The sequence below is a fragment of the Salmonella sp. SSDFZ54 genome, assembly GCF_004010735.1.
GTDB lineage: Bacteria > Pseudomonadota > Gammaproteobacteria > Enterobacterales > Enterobacteriaceae > Salmonella > Salmonella enterica.
Genome location: NZ_CP034819.1, coordinates 1,274,778 through 1,291,424, shown reverse-complemented (window position 1 = coordinate 1,291,424; position 16,647 = coordinate 1,274,778). Strand labels below are relative to the sequence as shown.

18 protein-coding genes are annotated in these 16,647 nt (G+C 53.0%); 2 read left to right on the top strand and 16 right to left on the bottom strand.

Annotated features, from left to right (window positions below):
• Positions 1-36: 36 nt before the first annotated feature.
• A complete protein-coding gene (gene yhaJ / locus EOS97_RS06535; RefSeq protein ID WP_001041026.1) occupies positions 37-933 on the top strand; it encodes a DNA-binding transcriptional regulator YhaJ in 897 nt (298 codons plus the stop codon).
• Positions 934-971: 38 nt separating this feature from the next.
• Here the strand turns inward: yhaJ and EOS97_RS06530 are convergent, their stop codons facing one another.
• The 14 genes from EOS97_RS06530 to EOS97_RS06465 all read right to left on the bottom strand — a co-directional run bounded on the left by EOS97_RS06530 (position 972) and on the right by EOS97_RS06465 (position 11,376).
• Positions 972-1,337, bottom strand: coding sequence for a DUF805 domain-containing protein (locus EOS97_RS06530; protein WP_000384139.1), 366 nt, complete (start codon positions 1,335-1,337; stop codon positions 972-974).
• Between the two features lie 123 nt (positions 1,338-1,460).
• A complete protein-coding gene (locus tag EOS97_RS06525; RefSeq protein ID WP_000531151.1) occupies positions 1,461-2,447 on the bottom strand; it encodes a glutathione S-transferase family protein in 987 nt (328 codons plus the stop codon).
• A 67-nt stretch (positions 2,448-2,514) separates the two neighbouring features.
• A complete protein-coding gene (locus EOS97_RS06520; RefSeq protein ID WP_001592732.1) occupies positions 2,515-2,907 on the bottom strand; it encodes a DoxX family protein in 393 nt (130 codons plus the stop codon).
• 247 nt (positions 2,908-3,154) lie between these two features.
• Positions 3,155-3,454: a YqjK-like family protein gene (locus tag EOS97_RS06515; protein ID WP_000095496.1), complete on the bottom strand. Its 300-nt coding sequence runs from the start codon at positions 3,452-3,454 to the stop codon at positions 3,155-3,157.
• Complete coding sequence (locus EOS97_RS06510) at positions 3,451-3,849, bottom strand: phage holin family protein (protein ID WP_000785623.1); 399 nt, start codon at positions 3,847-3,849, stop codon at positions 3,451-3,453. The genes EOS97_RS06515 and EOS97_RS06510 overlap by 4 nt, the downstream gene beginning before the upstream one ends.
• A 2-nt stretch (positions 3,850-3,851) precedes the next feature.
• Positions 3,852-4,157 (bottom strand): YqjD family protein, encoded by a 306-nt coding sequence (locus EOS97_RS06505; RefSeq protein ID WP_000031219.1) that lies wholly within the window; start codon positions 4,155-4,157, stop codon positions 3,852-3,854.
• A gap of 41 nt (positions 4,158-4,198) precedes the next feature.
• The gene (locus EOS97_RS06500) at positions 4,199-4,567 is read right to left on the bottom strand and encodes a DUF1090 domain-containing protein (RefSeq protein WP_000877297.1); all 369 of its coding nucleotides are present in this window, start codon (positions 4,565-4,567) and stop codon (positions 4,199-4,201) included.
• Positions 4,568-4,711: 144 nt separating this feature from the next.
• Complete coding sequence (mzrA, locus tag EOS97_RS06495; protein ID WP_000917516.1) at positions 4,712-5,095, bottom strand: EnvZ/OmpR regulon moderator MzrA; 384 nt, start codon at positions 5,093-5,095, stop codon at positions 4,712-4,714.
• Positions 5,096-5,098: 3 nt separating this feature from the next.
• A complete protein-coding gene (yqjA, locus tag EOS97_RS06490; RefSeq protein WP_000422143.1) occupies positions 5,099-5,761 on the bottom strand; it encodes a DedA family general envelope maintenance protein YqjA in 663 nt (220 codons plus the stop codon).
• A 449-nt stretch (positions 5,762-6,210) separates the two neighbouring features.
• Entirely contained in the window at positions 6,211-7,455 is a 1,245-nt protein-coding gene (gene sstT, locus EOS97_RS06485) for a serine/threonine transporter SstT (RefSeq protein ID WP_000235363.1), read from the bottom strand.
• A gap of 254 nt (positions 7,456-7,709) precedes the next feature.
• The gene (locus EOS97_RS06480) at positions 7,710-8,678 is read right to left on the bottom strand and encodes a TerC family protein (RefSeq protein WP_001098833.1); all 969 of its coding nucleotides are present in this window, start codon (positions 8,676-8,678) and stop codon (positions 7,710-7,712) included.
• 269 nt (positions 8,679-8,947) lie between these two features.
• Positions 8,948-9,946 carry a Gfo/Idh/MocA family protein gene (locus EOS97_RS06475; protein ID WP_127836129.1) on the bottom strand — a complete coding sequence of 333 codons (999 nt, stop codon included), beginning with the start codon at positions 9,944-9,946 and terminating at the stop codon, positions 8,948-8,950.
• An 88-nt stretch (positions 9,947-10,034) separates the two neighbouring features.
• Complete coding sequence (locus EOS97_RS06470; protein ID WP_000951045.1) at positions 10,035-10,727, bottom strand: vancomycin high temperature exclusion protein; 693 nt, start codon at positions 10,725-10,727, stop codon at positions 10,035-10,037.
• 151 nt (positions 10,728-10,878) lie between these two features.
• Positions 10,879-11,376 carry a M48 family metallopeptidase gene (locus EOS97_RS06465; protein WP_000202966.1) on the bottom strand — a complete coding sequence of 166 codons (498 nt, stop codon included), beginning with the start codon at positions 11,374-11,376 and terminating at the stop codon, positions 10,879-10,881.
• Between the two features lie 85 nt (positions 11,377-11,461).
• On the opposite strand from EOS97_RS06465, the gene rlmG reads away from it, so the two are divergent.
• Positions 11,462-12,598 (top strand): 23S rRNA (guanine(1835)-N(2))-methyltransferase RlmG, encoded by a 1,137-nt coding sequence (gene rlmG / locus EOS97_RS06460; RefSeq protein ID WP_000019989.1) that lies wholly within the window; start codon positions 11,462-11,464, stop codon positions 12,596-12,598.
• Between the two features lie 80 nt (positions 12,599-12,678).
• On the opposite strand, the gene EOS97_RS06455 is transcribed toward rlmG, so the two are convergent.
• Together EOS97_RS06455 and ygjG are read right to left on the bottom strand one after the other, a co-directional pair.
• The gene (locus EOS97_RS06455; protein ID WP_000121517.1) at positions 12,679-14,697 is read right to left on the bottom strand and encodes an NADPH-dependent 2,4-dienoyl-CoA reductase; all 2,019 of its coding nucleotides are present in this window, start codon (positions 14,695-14,697) and stop codon (positions 12,679-12,681) included.
• Positions 14,698-14,867: 170 nt separating this feature from the next.
• Positions 14,868-16,247, bottom strand: coding sequence for a putrescine aminotransferase (gene ygjG / locus EOS97_RS06450; RefSeq protein ID WP_001520281.1), 1,380 nt, complete (start codon positions 16,245-16,247; stop codon positions 14,868-14,870).
• Between the last annotated feature and the right edge of the window lie 400 nt (positions 16,248-16,647).

Genomic DNA, 16,647 nt, shown 5'->3' with positions numbered 1-16,647 from the left:
TGCCCGGTATGTTCAAATTTCCTGAATGAGAACGTTATGGCTAAAGAGAGAGCGCTGACGCTTGAAGCATTGCGTGTGATGGACGCCATTGACCGCCGGGGCAGTTTTGCCGCAGCGGCTGATGAGTTGGGGCGGGTGCCCTCCGCGCTGAGTTACACCATGCAGAAGCTGGAAGAAGAGTTGGACGTTGTACTGTTCGATCGCTCCGGCCATCGTACAAAATTCACCAACGTCGGACGTATGCTGCTGGAACGCGGGCGGGTATTGCTGGAAGCGGCAGACAAGTTAACGACGGATGCTGAAGCGTTGGCCCGCGGTTGGGAAACGCATCTGACGCTGGTCACTGAAGCTCTGGTACCGACGCCTGCTTTTTTTCCGCTGATCGACCGGCTGGCCGCTAAAGCCAATACGCAGCTTTCATTGATTACCGAAGTACTGGCTGGCGCATGGGAGCGGCTTGAGCAGGGACGGGCGGATATCGTTATCGCCCCGGATATGCATTTTCGATCGTCGTCGGAAATTAACTCCCGTAAGTTGTATACGTTAATGAATGTGTATGTCGCCGCGCCTGACCACCCTATTCATCAGGAGCCGGAGCCGCTTTCGGAAGTGACGCGGGTTAAATACCGCGGCGTAGCGGTAGCGGATACCGCGCGCGAGCGGCCGGTATTAACGGTACAACTGCTGGATAAGCAGCCACGTCTGACGGTAAGCACGATTGAAGATAAACGTCAGGCGCTGCTGGCCGGGCTTGGCGTCGCGACCATGCCATATTCGATGGTGGAACAGGATATTGCCGAAGGGCGGCTACGCGTGGTCAGCCCGGAATCGACCAGCGAAATCGATATTATTATGGCCTGGCGGCGCGACAGTATGGGGGAGGCAAAAGCCTGGTGCCTGCGGGAAATACCTAAGCTATTCGCCGGAAAATAAATAGCGCGCGGCGCTTTAAAAGCGGCGCCGCGCCGCCATCAGGAAAAACGTTTCGGATCGGGGCCGAAGCGGTTGTCGCCCGGCGTACCATTCTGGCAGTTGAACGCGATGATGATAAGCCAGCCGATAATGGGGATAAGTAGCAACAGTAGCCACCATGCGGAGCGGTCAGTGTCATGCAGACGACGGAACTGCACGGCCCACCACGGTAAAAAGATCAGAACGCCGTAAATGGTGGTCAGAACGCCTTCACCCCCGGCGCGTTGCCAGCCAAGCATGGCGTCCAGCAGGCCCAACACAAAGGTAAAGATGATATTGACCAGAATAAACATCCAGTACTCTTTGCGTCGCGCGCGGCCGCCAAATCCCAGATAATTTTTTAAAACCTTTAAATACCAATCCATTTTCGCCTCAATAATGGTTCAATCACTTGTTTTTAAAGTAATCAAACTAAGAATAGCCGCGAATGAAATGTTGGTAAATATTTGTGGTATTTATTAATAAGGCATCCCGGAGGACGCCTGAAATTAGCCAAAGCGCACGTCGCGCCCGTGAGGTTCGAGCAGATCCTGCCACGGTCCGACAGAAATGATACCTGTGGGGTTAATCGTTTTATGGCTACGGAAATAGTGGTGACGAATATGGTCAAGATTAACGGTTTCAGCAATGCCCGGTATTTGATAGATATCGCGCAGGAAACCGTACAGATTCAGGTAGTCGCTGATTCGGTATTTGTCGCATTTGAAATGAGTCACGTAAACCGGATCAAAGCGTACCAGGGTCGTCCATAAGCGGATATCCGCCTCGGTCAACTGGTCGCCCGTCAGATAGCGGTGCTGTCCGAGAATCTGTTCCAGGCGCGCCAGCGCAGTAAATACCTTTTCTACCGCTTCATCATACGCTTGCTGGCTGGTGGCGAAGCCTGCTTTATAAACGCCGTTATTAACGTTGTCATAAATCCAGCCGTTTAACTCGTCAATTTTGCTTTGCAGCGCGGGGGGATAGTAATCCCCGGCTTTAGCGCCCAGCCCATCGAAGGCGGAGTTAAACATACGAATGATTTCGGCGGACTCATTGCTGACGATAGTATGATTTTTTTTATCCCATAAGACCGGTACGGTGACGCGGCCGCTGTAGTGTGGATCGGCGTGCAGATACAACTGGTAGAGAAATTCATGCTGATAGAGGGTATCGCCGGTGGCCGCCGGAAAATTATCATCAAACGTCCAGCCGTTTTCCAGCATCAATGGATTCACGACGGAAACCGGAATAAACGGCTCCAGACCTTTCAGTTTACGGAAAATGAGCGTGCGATGCGCCCAGGGGCAGGCAAGGGAAACGTACAGATGGTAACGATCTTTTTCTGCGGCGAATCCGCCTTCGCCGGAAGGTCCGGGCGCGCCGTCAGCGGTAAGCCAGTTGCGGAAAGCCGACGCTGAACGCTGAAATTTCCCCCCGGAAGATTTGGTGTCATACCAGGTGTCGTGCCAGACGCCATCGATCAGTTGTCCCATGTCTCTCTCCTTCAGATGACAAAAGCGAGGCGCTATTCCCTCGCTTTTTTAATTGAGTATAGATTGCTTACCACTTTTTATTCAGCAGACGGTCAAGGCTGAACGCGCCAGGCCCGGTTAACGCCAGTAATAAGAAACCACCGGCAATGGTCAGGTTTTTCATAAACATCAGCGAGTTTACACCTTCTGCAAAATTGCTATGGAAGATCAATGCCGTCAGCAACGTAAAACCAGCGGTAAAAAGCGCAGTGGTGCGGGTGAGGAACCCCAGCAGAATCGCCAGACCGCCGCCGAACTCAAGCAGTATGGTGAGCGGCAGCAGGAATCCTGGTACGCCCATCGCTTCCATATACTGCTGTGTGCCCGCATAGCCGCTAATTTTTCCCCATCCTGCGGTAATAAACAGAACTGGCATTAAAATACGCGCTATCAGTACACCAACATCTTCTAATTTTTTCATTTTATTCTCCAGGAGGCCGATTCGGCGGCTGCTGCTATTTTCATGAGAAATGACGCGGTTTGGCGCATCATTGTTATTGCTGGAGAGAATCATAAACGTGGCGTGCAGGAATTGTTAGCAAGGAAAATTGCCAATTTTTTTCAAAAAATTTGAGTAATTGATAAAGAGACGATATGCATAAAAGTATCGCGCCACCAGGTGTAATCGGGCGATAACCTGATGGCGCGATGCTATAAAAGAAAAGATATTAACCGCGGAGCTGTTGTTGACGGAGGGTAGTTTTTACCAGGCGCCAGGCGCTCCAGATACCCAGGCCGCGTTTCGCCCAGCGTACCAACATATTAGGATGACGGATGGTCCAGATGGCCATTACGCTGCTACCGACCAGCGCCCAGGAGCGCAGGCTTAACACCGTATTCCAGCCGCGATCGTACGCGCCGGTGGTCTCCAGCCAGTCGCGACGGCTGGCGGACAGATCCAGCCGTTGCTGCTGGATCTGACTGAGAAGCAGCGCTTTACGTTTTTCGCGTTCGCCTTTGCTGCTCACGACTGATCGTCCTCCAGAATTTGCCGATCGTTAGCCAGTTCGTGCCGCGTATGGCGCAATAGCGTGGACTGACGCGCTTTGCGCAAAGTCCAGATGCCGCCGATTAGCGCAAGCACTAACAGCACAACAGTGGTAGCGATCATCGCGTTCAAACGGTACTGAGGATCGATAGCCCAGATGACCAGAACCATCAGGCTCATTAAGCCAAACGCCGCGAAGAGCATGGTAAGACCTACCATCAGCAAAAGCTGAAAGAGGTTCGCTTTCTCTTCTTCCAGTTCTACTACCGCCAGTCGCAGCCGGGTTTCCACCATCTCAACGATAATGGTGATAATCCGCTGCCCGATACCCAGTACGCTTTTGCCTGGTCCTTGTGCCTGTCGAGAGTCCGCCATAATTAACGACGCGTCAGCAGTACGCCCAACACCAGACCGACAGCGGCGCCAATGCCTACGCCTGTCCAGGGATTTTCGCGCACATAATCATCGGCACGGGCGGCGGCGACGCGAGTCTGTTTGGCAATCACATCACCCGTTTCGCCCAGGCGGTAACGGCTCTCTTTCAGCGCGCGCTCGGCTTTGCTACGAATCTTACTCAACTCTTCTTTCGACTTTTCGCCCGAAGAGCTCAGCACTTCTTCAAGCGTATCGGTCAGGGATTTCAACTCAGCGCGCAGATGTTCCGTAGTGTTATCTTTCGACATAGTTTTCTCCAGGTGAGTGAGTATTTACATTCGGCGTTAATTTAGTAGTCTCTGGCCTCAAGTTTTTTTAGCTCATCCTGAGCCTCGGCCAGCTTACGTTCACGTTTGTCTATTTTATCCGCATCGCCTTTTGCTTTTGCCTCGGCTAAATCACGTTGGCGTTCGGCTACCTCTTCTTTTTGCTCAGCGATCTTTTTCTGATGCTCGGCGCGCAGCTTGCTGTCAGTACAATTGGCGCGTACTTCGCTGAGCGCCTTGTTCAGACCCTCAATACGGCGCTGATTGTTGTGCTTTTCAGCGTAGCTAATTTCCTTTTGTATATCCTGCTCTTTTTCCTGACAAAGCGAATTAGCGTAGCTACCGGCGCTAAGTGTAAAAAGCGTGATAGCCAAAGCGATGCGGTATTTCATTCCTGAACTTTCCCTTATGTTCGGACCCGTTGTCCGGGGCGGTGATCCCGATAATAACGCGGTGGGTTAAACACCGCTTTATTAATCATAGTCATTAAACAATGAAATCACCAAAGTGAGTGATATGATTCGGATTCCTGGAGATTAGCCAAAGCGGTGTGAGCTTTCCCGTAAGCGGGACAGCCACTGTACCGTTTCGTTGTCATCGTCCTGCTGAGCGACGACATAACCGTGTGGTAACGTTTGATCAAGCACTGTTTTTGCTGCGGCGCTTTGCGCAGGGGAATCGAAGGTAATGAGCAACATGTCATTTTTAGGCGTAATGCTTTTAAAATGAATGCCGTTCGCATCCAGATGATGCAGAACTGAGAAGCCGTCTGGCATACTGGCGCCCTGGTTAACCGCGCGAATGGCCAGCGTCGACTCTTGCTGACGCAGCGTTGACCACGTCATCATGAGTATGGTCAGCATCAGTAGAAAAGCGCTGATCCAAATGAGTTGTCGGGCAGTTATGCGTGGTTTAAGCATAAGTTATCCCCGGCTCCCATACTTCTTTTTCCACAGCATGACCAGTGAACCCGCCAGGCCAAAAAAGAGCAGCACCACGGGCAGCAGCATCAGGCATGACATTAACTGATCTTCATATTTCATAAAGACGGGCGTTTTGCCCAGCAGATAGCCCAGCGACGTCAGGATAAGCACCCACAACAAGCCGCTCATCCAGTTGAAGAACTGAAAGCGCGCGTTATTCAGGCCGGATATGCCGGCAATGGTGGGCAGCAGCGTTCTGACAAACGCGATAAAACGGCCTATCAATAATGCCGACAGGCCGTGCTTATGGAAAAGGTGATGGGCGCGTTGATGATAATGTGCGGGGAGATGAGAGAGCCAGTTTTGCACGGTGCGGGTATTCCCCAGCCAGCGGCCCTGAATATAGCTGACCCAGCAACCCAGGCTGGCCGCGACGGTAAGCAGCAAAATGGTTTGTGGATAACCCATCGCGCCTTTGGCGATCAGCACGCCGACCAGGATCAACAGGCTGTCGCCAGGCAAAAAGGCGGCAGGGAGCAGCCCATTTTCCAGAAACAAAATCATAAATAACACAAAATATAACATGCCAATCATGGAAGGATTGGCCAGTGTTTCAAAGTCCTGAGCCCACAGGGCATTCAGCAATTGAGTCAGTAGTTCCATTCAGTATTCCTGGAGAATCGGTTAACGTCACGCCGGTGATCTGAGGTTTGCACTGCCGCAACAGAGTTGGAGTTTTTATCAGCGTTGCGGAAACGGCAAATTCGCGGCCTGAACTATTCCTTGTTAAGTTGTGAAGTAAGCAAGCACTAACACACAAAAATTCAAAATGCATCTAATTGTAACAAAGGTCAACGAAGTCCGTTATAGAAATTACGCGTCGTTGAGCTTTGATTTTGCTTATCGCAAAGGAGGGTGGCGAGAGGATTTACACAGGCTGACACTTTATACTGTATGCTGACCGAGCGCCGCGGCAGACGCCATCTACATATAACGTTACGCGAGGATGTCGCGCGTGAACATCAATTCGCTTTAGGTCACAGCCTATGGATTGGGAGATTCAGATCTATCGTCACGCCGGATGGCACGCGCCATCCGGCATCGATAATCACTTAGCTACGCAAGGCGTTATTCGCCAGACGTTCGTCCTCTGCCTGGCAGGCTGCCGCAGTGAACAGAACATCGGTAGATGAGTTCAGCGCCGTTTCACACGAATCCTGCAATACGCCGATAATAAAGCCGACCGCCACTACCTGCATCGCGATATCGTTCGGAATGCCAAACATGTTGCACGCCAGCGGGATCAGCAGCAATGAACCGCCTGCCACGCCGGAGGCGCCGCAAGCACACAGCGAGGCCACCACGCTCAGCAGCAGCGCTGTAGGCAGATCCACCGGGACGCCTAACGTATGGACTGCCGCCAACGTCAGAACCGTAATGGTAATTGCCGCGCCGGCCATATTGATAGTGGCGCCCAGCGGAATGGAAACGGAGTAAGTATCCCTGTCCAGATTCAGTTTTTCGCACAGCGCCATATTTACTGGAATATTGGCGGCAGAGCTGCGGGTAAAGAAGGCATAAACACCGCTTTCACGCAGGCAGGCGAACACCAGCGGATAAGGGTTGCGACGAATTTTCCAGAATACCAACAGTGGGTTGACCACCAGCGCGACCAGCAGCATACAGCCAATCAAGACGACCAGCAGGTGCGCATAGCCCCACAGGGTGGAGAAGCCGGTGGTTGCAAGCGTTGATGAAACCAGACCAAAAATACCGACTGGCGCGAAACGGATCACCAGTTTCACCATAAAGGTCACGGCGTTAGACATATCGTTCACGAGGTTTTTGGTGGTTTCATTACCATGACGCAGGGCAAATCCCAGACCGACGGCCCATACCAGAATCCCGATATAGTTAGCGTTCAGCAGCGCGTCGATGGGGTTCGACACCATGCTCATCAGCAGACCGCGCAAGACTTCTACAATGCCGGACGGCGGCACGATATCCTGGGCGCTACTGGACAGATGCAGCGTTGAAGGGAAGGCGAAGCTGAACACAACGGCCGCCAGCGCGGCTGAAAAGGTGCCTAGCAGGTAAAGAAAGAGAATAGGGCGAATATTGGTTTTTTGGCCGTGCTGGTGGTTGGCGATCGAGGCCATTACCAGCATCAGCACCAGAACGGGGGCGACCGCTTTTAAGGCGCCGACGAACAGGGTGCCAAGCAAGCCAACCGCTTCTGCCGCAGGCTTAGAAATCCATGCCAGTAAAATCCCCAGTACCAGACCCACTAAAATTTGTTTAACCAGACTGCCTTGCGCTAAACGCTGCAGTAGCCCTGATGCTCGTTGCGTAGCCATTTCATATTCCTTGTATTGTGTTGCTGGTCATCCCCTGTACGCTCTTACGGCGCATCTTTCAGGATGTAACAAAGTGTTTGCCTGGTTGAGTATAAGGAAAGTTGAAGGTTCGGGAAGCGAAATATCCTGGATTTTTTGCTGTGATCATGTTTTATAACTTTGTATTAACAGTATTGTGACATGTTAAACAAAAACGCCCGACAGGTGTGCGCTGCCGGGCGTTTTTGACGGGGCTGGTTTACCCCGATAAAAGATTATTGCGCTCGTAGTTTCTTATCGCGCTGATGGTTAACCCAGGCGTTAATCACCAGCGTAATGGTCAGAATACCAAACACTACGCCCAGCGAAATCGCGATAGGAATATGGTAGAAGTCGACGATCAGCATCTTAATGCCGATAAAGACCAGAATGACCGCCAGACCATATTTCAGCATCGAGAAGCGTTCCGCCACGCCGGACAGCAGGAAGTACATCGCGCGCAGTCCTAAGATGGCAAACAGGTTAGAGGTCAGTACGATGAACGGGTCGGTGGTGACCGCAAAGATCGCCGGAATACTGTCAACGGCGAAGATCACATCGCTGAACTCAACCATAATCAGCACCAGCAGCAGCGGCGTGGCATACAGCAGGCCGTTTTTACGTACGAAAAAGTGCTCGTTCTCGATCGTATCAGTCATGCGCAGATGCCCGCGCAGCCAACGCACCATCGGTTTTTCGCCAATGCCGGATTCGTCTTCCTTCGCCAGCGCCATTTTTACGCCGGTAAACAGCAGGAAGGCGCCGAACACATACAGCAGCCATTCGAACTGAGTGATAAGCCAGGTACCGGCGAAAATCATGATAGTACGCAACACGATCGCGCCAAGAACCCCATACACCAGCACCCGGCGTTGCAGAGCCGGAGGGACGGAGAAATAGCTAAACAGCATCAGCCAGACAAAGACGTTATCTACGGCCAGCGACTTCTCAATCAGATAGCCGGTAAGGAACGCCAATGCCTGCGGGTCAGCAACTTCGCGCCCTTGCGTTTCAGCCAGATACCACCAGAAAGCGGCGTTAAACAGTAGCGAGAGCGTTACCCACAGGATTGACCATCCTGCCGCTTGTTTCATCGACATCGCATGTGCGCCGCGGCGCCCCTGCAACAACAGGTCGATGGATAGCATTATCACCACAACAACCGCGAATCCACCCCATAATAATGGCGTACCGACAGTATTCATTATTTCTCCCTATGCAAAAAAAAACGGCTAACGCCGAATGGCATTAGCCGCTGCTTTTATGCATAGACCTTGCCATTCGGCAAGGTCTCACTTACAACAATAAAGGAATACGCTGACGCATTCCTTTATGGCTGCCCGGTGACCGGATGTGGTTTTGCACACATCGTAATGACGATCGACCGGCAATGAAGTTACTCCCCTTTGCGCGTAACAAAGTATGACAGGCCACGCGTAGAGTCAATGGCCTGTAACATATGATTTACATAATTTTACGCAGTAAGGGGATGAGTCAGATCGTCCGCCGGGAAGATGACCCCAGTTTGACGGCGTATTTCTGTCAGCCATTTTGCCGTGGCGCGACTTAGCGACAACCCCGGATGTTCCACGGCGTGGTTTTCAATAAGCTGGGCAAACGCCCCGGCTTCATACAGCATGGTATTAATATGCTGAGGCTGTGTCAGATCCTGCATCAGCGCGCCGCGCGGCGCAAAACACACTTTCTGGCATTCCGACAGCTTTTCAATGACCAGCGATCCCCTCTCGCCCTGAATTTCACTGGCCAGTACCGAGTCGCTGACTTTGGAATGCTGTAGCGTGACGCTAAAATCGCCGTAATCCATAACCACGACGCCGTGCGCATCTACTCCGCTTTCCAATAAATTCGCCGACGCCTGAACACTGCGCGGCTCGCCCCATAGCGCGATCGCCGACGCCAGACAGTAATACCCGATATCCATAATCGAACCATTGGAGAAGGCCGGATTAAACGTATTCGGATTTTCACCGTTCAGATAGCGCTGATAACGTGAAGAGTACTGGCAGTAATTTAGGAATGCTTTATGCATTCTGCCGATTTTCGGCAACGATTCCCGCAGCAGCAGGAAATTGGGCAGGCAGGCGGTTTTAAAGGCTTCAAACAGTACCCGCTGATTATCGCGCGCGCAGGCGATAGCGGCATCAACCTCCGCCAGGTTAGAAGCCAGCGGCTTTTCGCACATGACATGCTTTTTATGCTGCAAAAAGCGCTGCGTCTGGGAGAAATGCAGGGAATTCGGGCTGGCGATATAAACCGCCTCAATCGCGTCGCTTTGCGTCATCGCTTCCAGCGAGGTAAACAGATGCTCGACGGGATAATCATTTGCGAAAGACTGCGCCTGTTCAAGACTACGGGAGTAAACGGCGGCGAGCCTGAATTTGCCGGTTTCATGGGCGGCGTCGACAAACTGGCGCGTGATCCAGTTAGTCCCAATTACAGCGAAACGTATCATAAACGTCAGCGGACTCCAGAAAGGGATTTTTCGTCAATGTAGCACGCCTTTCCGCCCTTGCCAGTGCGCTGCGACGCACTCTGGCATTTTACTGGCGAGAAGGGCACCCGTGTGCGCTATCAGCCCCAATAGTGACGCCAGCGCCCAGATATTTAGGCTGACGGTGCAAAATTTTGGCATCCAGCACCGCGCTAACCCGCGCCAGCTTTTCCCGAAGTCGTGTGTAGGTTCCGTGCCTTTTATTCAGATCCGGCGCGTTAACGCCGATAGCGTCAATGCCATATTGTTGCGCCAGCCAGATCGCCCGTTGATTATGAAATGCTTGCGAGATAATCGTAATGCGGCTTTCGCCAAACACTTTCCGGGCGCGAACTACGGAGTCCAGCGTGGAGAATCCGGCATAATCACAAAAAATGGCCGCTTCCGGCACACCTTTCGCTATCAGCGCCTGCTGCATCGCCGAAGGTTCATCGTACTCTTTTTTGCCATTATCGCCGCTGACTAACAGCCACTTCACTTTACCGGCGTGATACAACGCGGCGGCAGTATTAATCCGCCGGGTAAAATACCGATTGCCGGGTTTAGCGCCTAACACCAGCCCGACGTTGCGGGCGGGAACGGTCTGAATGTCATTCCATGTCAGATGCTGTGAGGCGTTGACGATAAGCCAGTTGGAATAGAAAAGCGCGACGCCTGCTGCGACAAGCAGAAAACACGCCACTGTTAACGCCCGGCGTGTAAAACAGAGGCGGCGGATAAAACGGGCACATTGTGAGAGCATGGTTGTTGCGCGGTTCCGTTGGCGGTGGATAAAAAATACCCTCTACAGATCGTCATCCTTGACGTGGCGGCAGGCAATGAGCGAAATGTGAACGCGCCGATTTTATGCCCACGCCGTTAAAAAGATACGGGGGAAGGGGCATTTTCAGAATTTATTGTGCCGACAGCGCCTGATGCGTCAGCCACAGTCGCGTATCAAACTCCAGTTGATGGTACTGCGGTTCCATATGGCAGCAGAGCTGATAAAACGCTTTGTTATGATCTTTCTCTTTCAGGTGCGCCAGCTCGTGAACCACAATCATCCGTAAGAATGGCTCCGGAGCGTTGCGAAACACGGTGGCGACGCGGATCTCCGCCTTTGCCTTGAGCTTGCCGCCCTGAACGCGCGAGACAGCGGTATGCAGTCCCAGCGCATTTTTCAGCACATGGATCTTGCTGTCATACATCACTTTATTAATGGGCGGCGCATTGCGTAGAAACTGACTTTTCAGTTCCTGAGTATAGTGATATAGCGCTTTGTCAGTGGCGTAATCATGCGCGCCGGGATAACGTTTTTCCAGCACCGCTCCCAGGCGCTGCTCGGCGATTAAGGCGCGCACCTGGGCAAGGAGATGTTCCGGATACCCCTGAAGGTAAGTTAGTGAGGTCATCAAAGCTCCATGTTGCTGATAAAAAGTGTATACTCACGCACCCTTTTCAGGGATAACGCCGCAATTTTACCATTCAGGAGGCCTAATGAGCCACGTAGACGACGGTTTCCGTTCACTGACGCTGAAACGTTTTCCGCAAACGGATGATGTTAACCCGCTTCTGGCGTGGGAGGCGGCCGATGAGTATCTGCTGCAACAGTTGGATGAGACGGAAATTCGCGGCCCGGTGCTGATCCTGAATGATACGTTTGGCGCGCTAAGCTGTGCGCTGGCGGAGCATTCGCCATACAGTATTGGCGATTCGTATTTAAGCGAACTGGGTACGCGAGAGAATTTACGCCATAACGGCATCGCGGAGTCCAGCGTAACGTTTCTCGACAGTACCGCTGACTACCCGCAGGCGCCGGGCGTGGTATTGATTAAGGTACCGAAAACGCTGGCGTTGCTGGAACAGCAGTTACGCGCTTTGCGTAAGGTCGTTACGGCGCAAACGCGTATTATCGCCGGCGCGAAAGCGCGAGATATTCATACCTCTACGCTGGAACTGTTTGAAAAAGTGCTGGGCCCAACCACGACGACGCTGGCGTGGAAGAAAGCGCGCCTGATTAACTGTACCTTCAGTCATCCGCAACTGGCCGACGCGCCGCAAACGCTAAGCTGGAAACTGGAAGATACAGGCTGGACGATTCACAACCACGCGAATGTGTTTTCTCGTACCGGATTGGATATCGGCGCGCGCTTCTTTATGCAGCATTTGCCGGAAAACCTCGACGGGGAGATTGTCGATCTCGGCTGCGGCAATGGGGTGATTGGCCTGAGCTTACTGGCGAAAAATCCGCAGGCGAACGTGGTATTTGTCGATGAATCGCCGATGGCGGTAGATTCCAGCCGTTTGAATGTAGAAACGAACCTGCCGGAAGCATTCGAACGCTGCGAATTTATGATCAACAACGCGCTCTCCGGCGTGGAGCCGTTCCGTTTTAACGCTGTGTTCTGCAACCCGCCGTTCCACCAGAAACATGCGCTGACGGACAATATCGCCTGGGAGATGTTCCATCACGCCCGCCGCTGCCTGAAAATCAACGGCGAACTGTATATTGTGGCGAACCGCCATCTGGACTATTTCCACAAGCTGAAGAAGATTTTCGGTAATTGCGCGACGATAGCAACCAACAATAAATTTGTTATTTTGAAAGCGGTGAAGCAGGGACGCCGTCGATAAGGCGCTCAAGCGTCATACCGGCCTATAAAACCGGTATGACGGCGTAAGCCCGATAAGCGCAGCGCCATCAGGCAAAGTCGTTAAATCTCCAGCGCCAGTCGGGTGCCCTGGGCAATCGCCCGTCGGGCATCCAGCTCCATCGCGACATCGCATCCGCCGATAAGATGTACCGTTTTACCTGCGGCGCGTAACGGGTCCGCCAGCTCGCGGCGAGGTTCCTGTCCGGCGCAGATCACCACATGATCCACTTCCAGCAACTGCGGTTCGCCGCCGATCAAGAGATGTAATCCGTCGTCGTCGATCTTCTGGTAACTGACCGCCGGGATCATCTTCACGCCGCGCGCCAGTAACGTCGCGCGATGGATCCAGCCGGTGGTTTTACCTAATCCTTCGCCCGGCTTGCTGGCTTTGCGTTGCAGCATGACGATTTGCCGTGGACTACGTGCCAGGCGTGGGCCTTCCGGGCGCAGACCGCCTGCCTGTTGCAGGCTGGTATCAATTCCCCATTCCGTACAAAATTCAGCAATATTTTGGCTGGTGGATTCGCCGTGCTGGCTCAGATACATGGCCGTGTCAAAACCGATCCCGCCGCAGCCGATGATCGCCACTCGTTTACCAACCGGCGCCTTATCGCGCAATACCTCCAGGTAGGTCAATGCCTTTGGATGATCGATACCGTCTATCGGCGGGCGTCGCGGTACTATTCCGCAGGCGAGGATCGCTTCGTCAAAGGGCTGAAGATCCTCTGCGTTCACCCGTTGGTTCAGTTTCAGCGTAACGCCAGTAACATCGATCATTCGACGGTAGTAGCGCAGCGTTTCGTAAAACTCCTCTTTACCCGGGATCTGCCTGGCGATAGTAAACTGACCGCCAATTTCACTCTGGGCGTCAAACAGCGTGACATGATGGCCGCGCGACGCGGCGTTAATCGCGAAAGCCAGCCCCGCCGGGCCTGCGCCGACAACGGCCAGATTCTTTTTGCGTATGGCCGGCGTTATCGGCATGTGGGTTTCGTGACAGGCGCGTGGGTTCACCAGACAGGAGGTCACTTTGCCGATGAAGATCCGATCCAGACAGGCCTGATTACAGCCGATACAGGTGTTGATCTCATCTGCGCGTCCGGATTGCGCTTTAGTCAGGAATTCGGCATCGGCAAGGAAGGGACGCGCCATCGACACCATATCGGCATCGCCGCGCGTCAGGATCGTCTCGGCGACCTGCGGATCGTTAATGCGATTGGTCGCGATCAGCGGAACCGACACATGACCTTTGAGTTTCCGCGTCACCCAGCTAAAGGCGCCACGCGGTACTGGCGTGGCGATGGTCGGGATTCGCGCCTCATGCCAGCCAATGCCGGTATTAATTAGGCTTGCGCCTGCGGCTTCAATGGCTTGCGCCAGTTGTACCGTTTCGTCGAACGTGCCGCCATTTTCCACCAGATCGAGCATCGACAGGCGATAGATAATAATAAAGTCGTTCCCTACCCGCTGGCGTACCGCGCGTACTACCTCAACCGCGAAGCGCATACGATTGGCATAGTCGCCGCCCCATTCGTCATCGCGATGGTTAGTTCGCCGGGTGAGAAATTCATTAATCAGATAGCCCTCTGATCCCATCACCTCTACGCCGTCGTAGCCTGCTTCCCGCGCCAGCTGCGCGCAATGCGCGAAGTCGTCGATTAACTGCAAGATTTCATCATGCGTCAGTTCATGCGGCATAAAGCGGTTGATTGGCGCCTGAATTGCCGACGGCGCGACCAGGTGCGGCTGATAGCTGTAACGCCCGGTGTGCAGAATTTGCAGCGCGATTTTACCGCCTTGCGCATGTACGGCATCGGTCACCACGCGGTGAGGCGTTAACTGGCTGGCATCGTTCAGCATCGCGCCGCCGGTCATCACGACCCCGGAGGGAACGGGCGCAATACCGCCGGTGACGATTAACGCTACGCCGTGTCGCGCGCGCTCGGCATAAAATGCCGCCAGGCGCTCGGCGCCATCAGGATGTTCTTCCAGACCCGTGTGCATCGATCCCATCAGCACGCGGTTTCTGAGAGTAGTAAAGCCCAGATCGAGCGGGGCGAACAGCGATGGGTAGCTCATAAGCGTATCCAGTATGTAAAATTATTGTTATGTGGTCGGATGAGTTACTACTGTAGCCGTCGCGAGGTAAAAGGGAAAAGGGGAATGTGGTGATTGTGATGGGATTCAAAAAAGAGGCCGCGACCCGGGGAAAACAGGCCGGATAAGCACAGCGCCATCCGGCATCGTTTTTAAACCTCTTCAACGCTCACCTGCATCGCCGCCAGCGCATTACGCGCTGATTTCAACACCTGTTCGCACAGTTCAATGGTTAGCGTGAGCGGTGGCTCAATACGAATTGTTTTCGCATTATTCAGCGTACCAGCGACCAGCACGCGTTGACGGAACATCTCACTGGCAAAACGGTAGCCCGTTTCGTTATCGACAAATTCAATGGCCATCAACATACCTTTGCCGCGAGCATCGTGTACCAGATTGGGATATTCACGCGCAAGTTGTCGAAAACCATCCAGGAGCGTATCGCCTTTTTGTTCCGCCTGGGCCGGGAGATTTTGCTCCAGCAGGACGTTAATGGTCGCCAGCGCGGCAGCACAAGCCAGCGGATTACCGCCAAAAGTGGTGGTATGCAGGAAGGGGTTGTCGAACAGAACCGAAAACACCTCTTCAGTCGCGATGGTGGCGCCAATCGGCATCACGCCGCCGCCCAGGGCTTTCGCCAGACACAGAATATCAGGCTGCACATTTTCGTGCTCACAGGCAAACATCTTGCCGGTACGCCCCATGCCGGTTTGTACTTCATCCAGAATCATCAGCGCGCCGAATTCGTCACAGAGCTTACGTACCTCTGTCAGGTATCCCTGTGGCGGCAGGATCACGCCGCCTTCACCCTGAATAGGCTCCAGAATCACGGCTGCTATCTCGTCGCCCGTTTTTTTGCCTTCGCTAAATGCCATGCTCATCGCGTCGATATTGCCAAACGGCACATGGCGGAAGCCCGGCAGTAAAGGCATAAAGGGTCTGCGGAAGGTGGATTTGGCCGTGGCGGAGAGCGCGCCCAATGATTTGCCATGAAATGCGCCGCTGGTGGCGATAAAGGTAAACTTGCCGCGCGGCGACTGATACGCTTTTGCCAGTTTTAGCGCCGCTTCGACGGATTCGGTGCCGCTGTTACAGAAAAAGCTGTACTTGAGTTTCCCCGGTGTCAGCGCCGCCAGCGTTTTTGCCAGCATCGCCCGCAAGGGATCAAGTAACTCCTGGCTGTGGAGAGGTTGTTTTGCGAGTTGATTCTGGACGGCGGATACCACAACAGGATTACGGTGCCCCACGTTAAAGATGCCAAACCCCCCAAGACAGTCGATAAACTCCTGCCCCTGGGTGTCGACAAGCGTATTCAAACTGCCCGCTTGCCACTCTACGGCTCCGTAATCCCCGCCGGCGGTAACAGATTTCCGGTATTCCAGAAATCCTGGATTTACATGCTCTTTAAAGTAGTCAATGACCTCTCGGTTTAGTGCTTTCATTTCCTCATGGTTTAGCGTTCGCTTCTCGATGAGATTCAGTGCGTGCGCGCTACAGGCCAAAGCCGATGCGCTGGAAGGTAACCTGTTCAAAATGAGCTCCAGAGGGCCGTGTATCACATGATACTGAATTAAGTATTGCAGGGATTAGCGGGGGTCTAAGCCCATAGTGAAAATCGGGATAAACACCAGGAATAATCACATTTACACAACATTTAATGTCATGTGTTAACAATTGGATGCATTTTGAGCAGATCTTGTTTTACGGTTTACGGTGTGTTGCGTTAGCGGCGGCGTGAGAAAAAGGTGAGCCAGGGCAGATTTTAAAGAAAAAGGTTGTCCACGCTAAACAATTTCATAATGAAAATAAGGCGCAGGATGAGGTGAAAATCGTACAAATATTAAGGATTAATCGCAAATTGCGATCCAGAGCAATTTTAACAACTAAAGATAAATAGATTAGCGCCGAAATAACATCTGAGCGAAAAATTAA

Bases quoted from the DNA above. Each gene is read 5' to 3' on its own strand.
- yhaJ (WP_001041026.1), top strand. From the start codon at position 37: ATGGCTAAAGAGAGAGCGCTGACGCTTGAAGCATTGCGTGTGATGGAC.
- EOS97_RS06530 (WP_000384139.1), bottom strand. From the start codon at position 1,337: ATGGATTGGTATTTAAAGGTTTTAAAAAATTATCTGGGATTTGGCGGC.
- EOS97_RS06525 (WP_000531151.1), bottom strand. From the start codon at position 2,447: ATGGGACAACTGATCGATGGCGTCTGGCACGACACCTGGTATGACACC.
- EOS97_RS06520 (WP_001592732.1), bottom strand. From the start codon at position 2,907: ATGAAAAAATTAGAAGATGTTGGTGTACTGATAGCGCGTATTTTAATG.
- EOS97_RS06510 (WP_000785623.1), bottom strand. From the start codon at position 3,849: ATGGCGGACTCTCGACAGGCACAAGGACCAGGCAAAAGCGTACTGGGT.
- EOS97_RS06505 (WP_000031219.1), bottom strand. From the start codon at position 4,157: ATGTCGAAAGATAACACTACGGAACATCTGCGCGCTGAGTTGAAATCC.
- EOS97_RS06500 (WP_000877297.1), bottom strand. From the start codon at position 4,567: ATGAAATACCGCATCGCTTTGGCTATCACGCTTTTTACACTTAGCGCC.
- mzrA (WP_000917516.1), bottom strand. From the start codon at position 5,095: ATGCTTAAACCACGCATAACTGCCCGACAACTCATTTGGATCAGCGCT.
- yqjA (WP_000422143.1), bottom strand. From the start codon at position 5,761: ATGGAACTACTGACTCAATTGCTGAATGCCCTGTGGGCTCAGGACTTT.
- sstT (WP_000235363.1), bottom strand. From the start codon at position 7,455: ATGGCTACGCAACGAGCATCAGGGCTACTGCAGCGTTTAGCGCAAGGC.
- EOS97_RS06480 (WP_001098833.1), bottom strand. From the start codon at position 8,678: ATGAATACTGTCGGTACGCCATTATTATGGGGTGGATTCGCGGTTGTT.
- EOS97_RS06475 (WP_127836129.1), bottom strand. From the start codon at position 9,946: ATGATACGTTTCGCTGTAATTGGGACTAACTGGATCACGCGCCAGTTT.
- EOS97_RS06470 (WP_000951045.1), bottom strand. From the start codon at position 10,727: ATGCTCTCACAATGTGCCCGTTTTATCCGCCGCCTCTGTTTTACACGC.
- EOS97_RS06465 (WP_000202966.1), bottom strand. From the start codon at position 11,376: ATGACCTCACTAACTTACCTTCAGGGGTATCCGGAACATCTCCTTGCC.
- rlmG (WP_000019989.1), top strand. From the start codon at position 11,462: ATGAGCCACGTAGACGACGGTTTCCGTTCACTGACGCTGAAACGTTTT.
- EOS97_RS06455 (WP_000121517.1), bottom strand. From the start codon at position 14,697: ATGAGCTACCCATCGCTGTTCGCCCCGCTCGATCTGGGCTTTACTACT.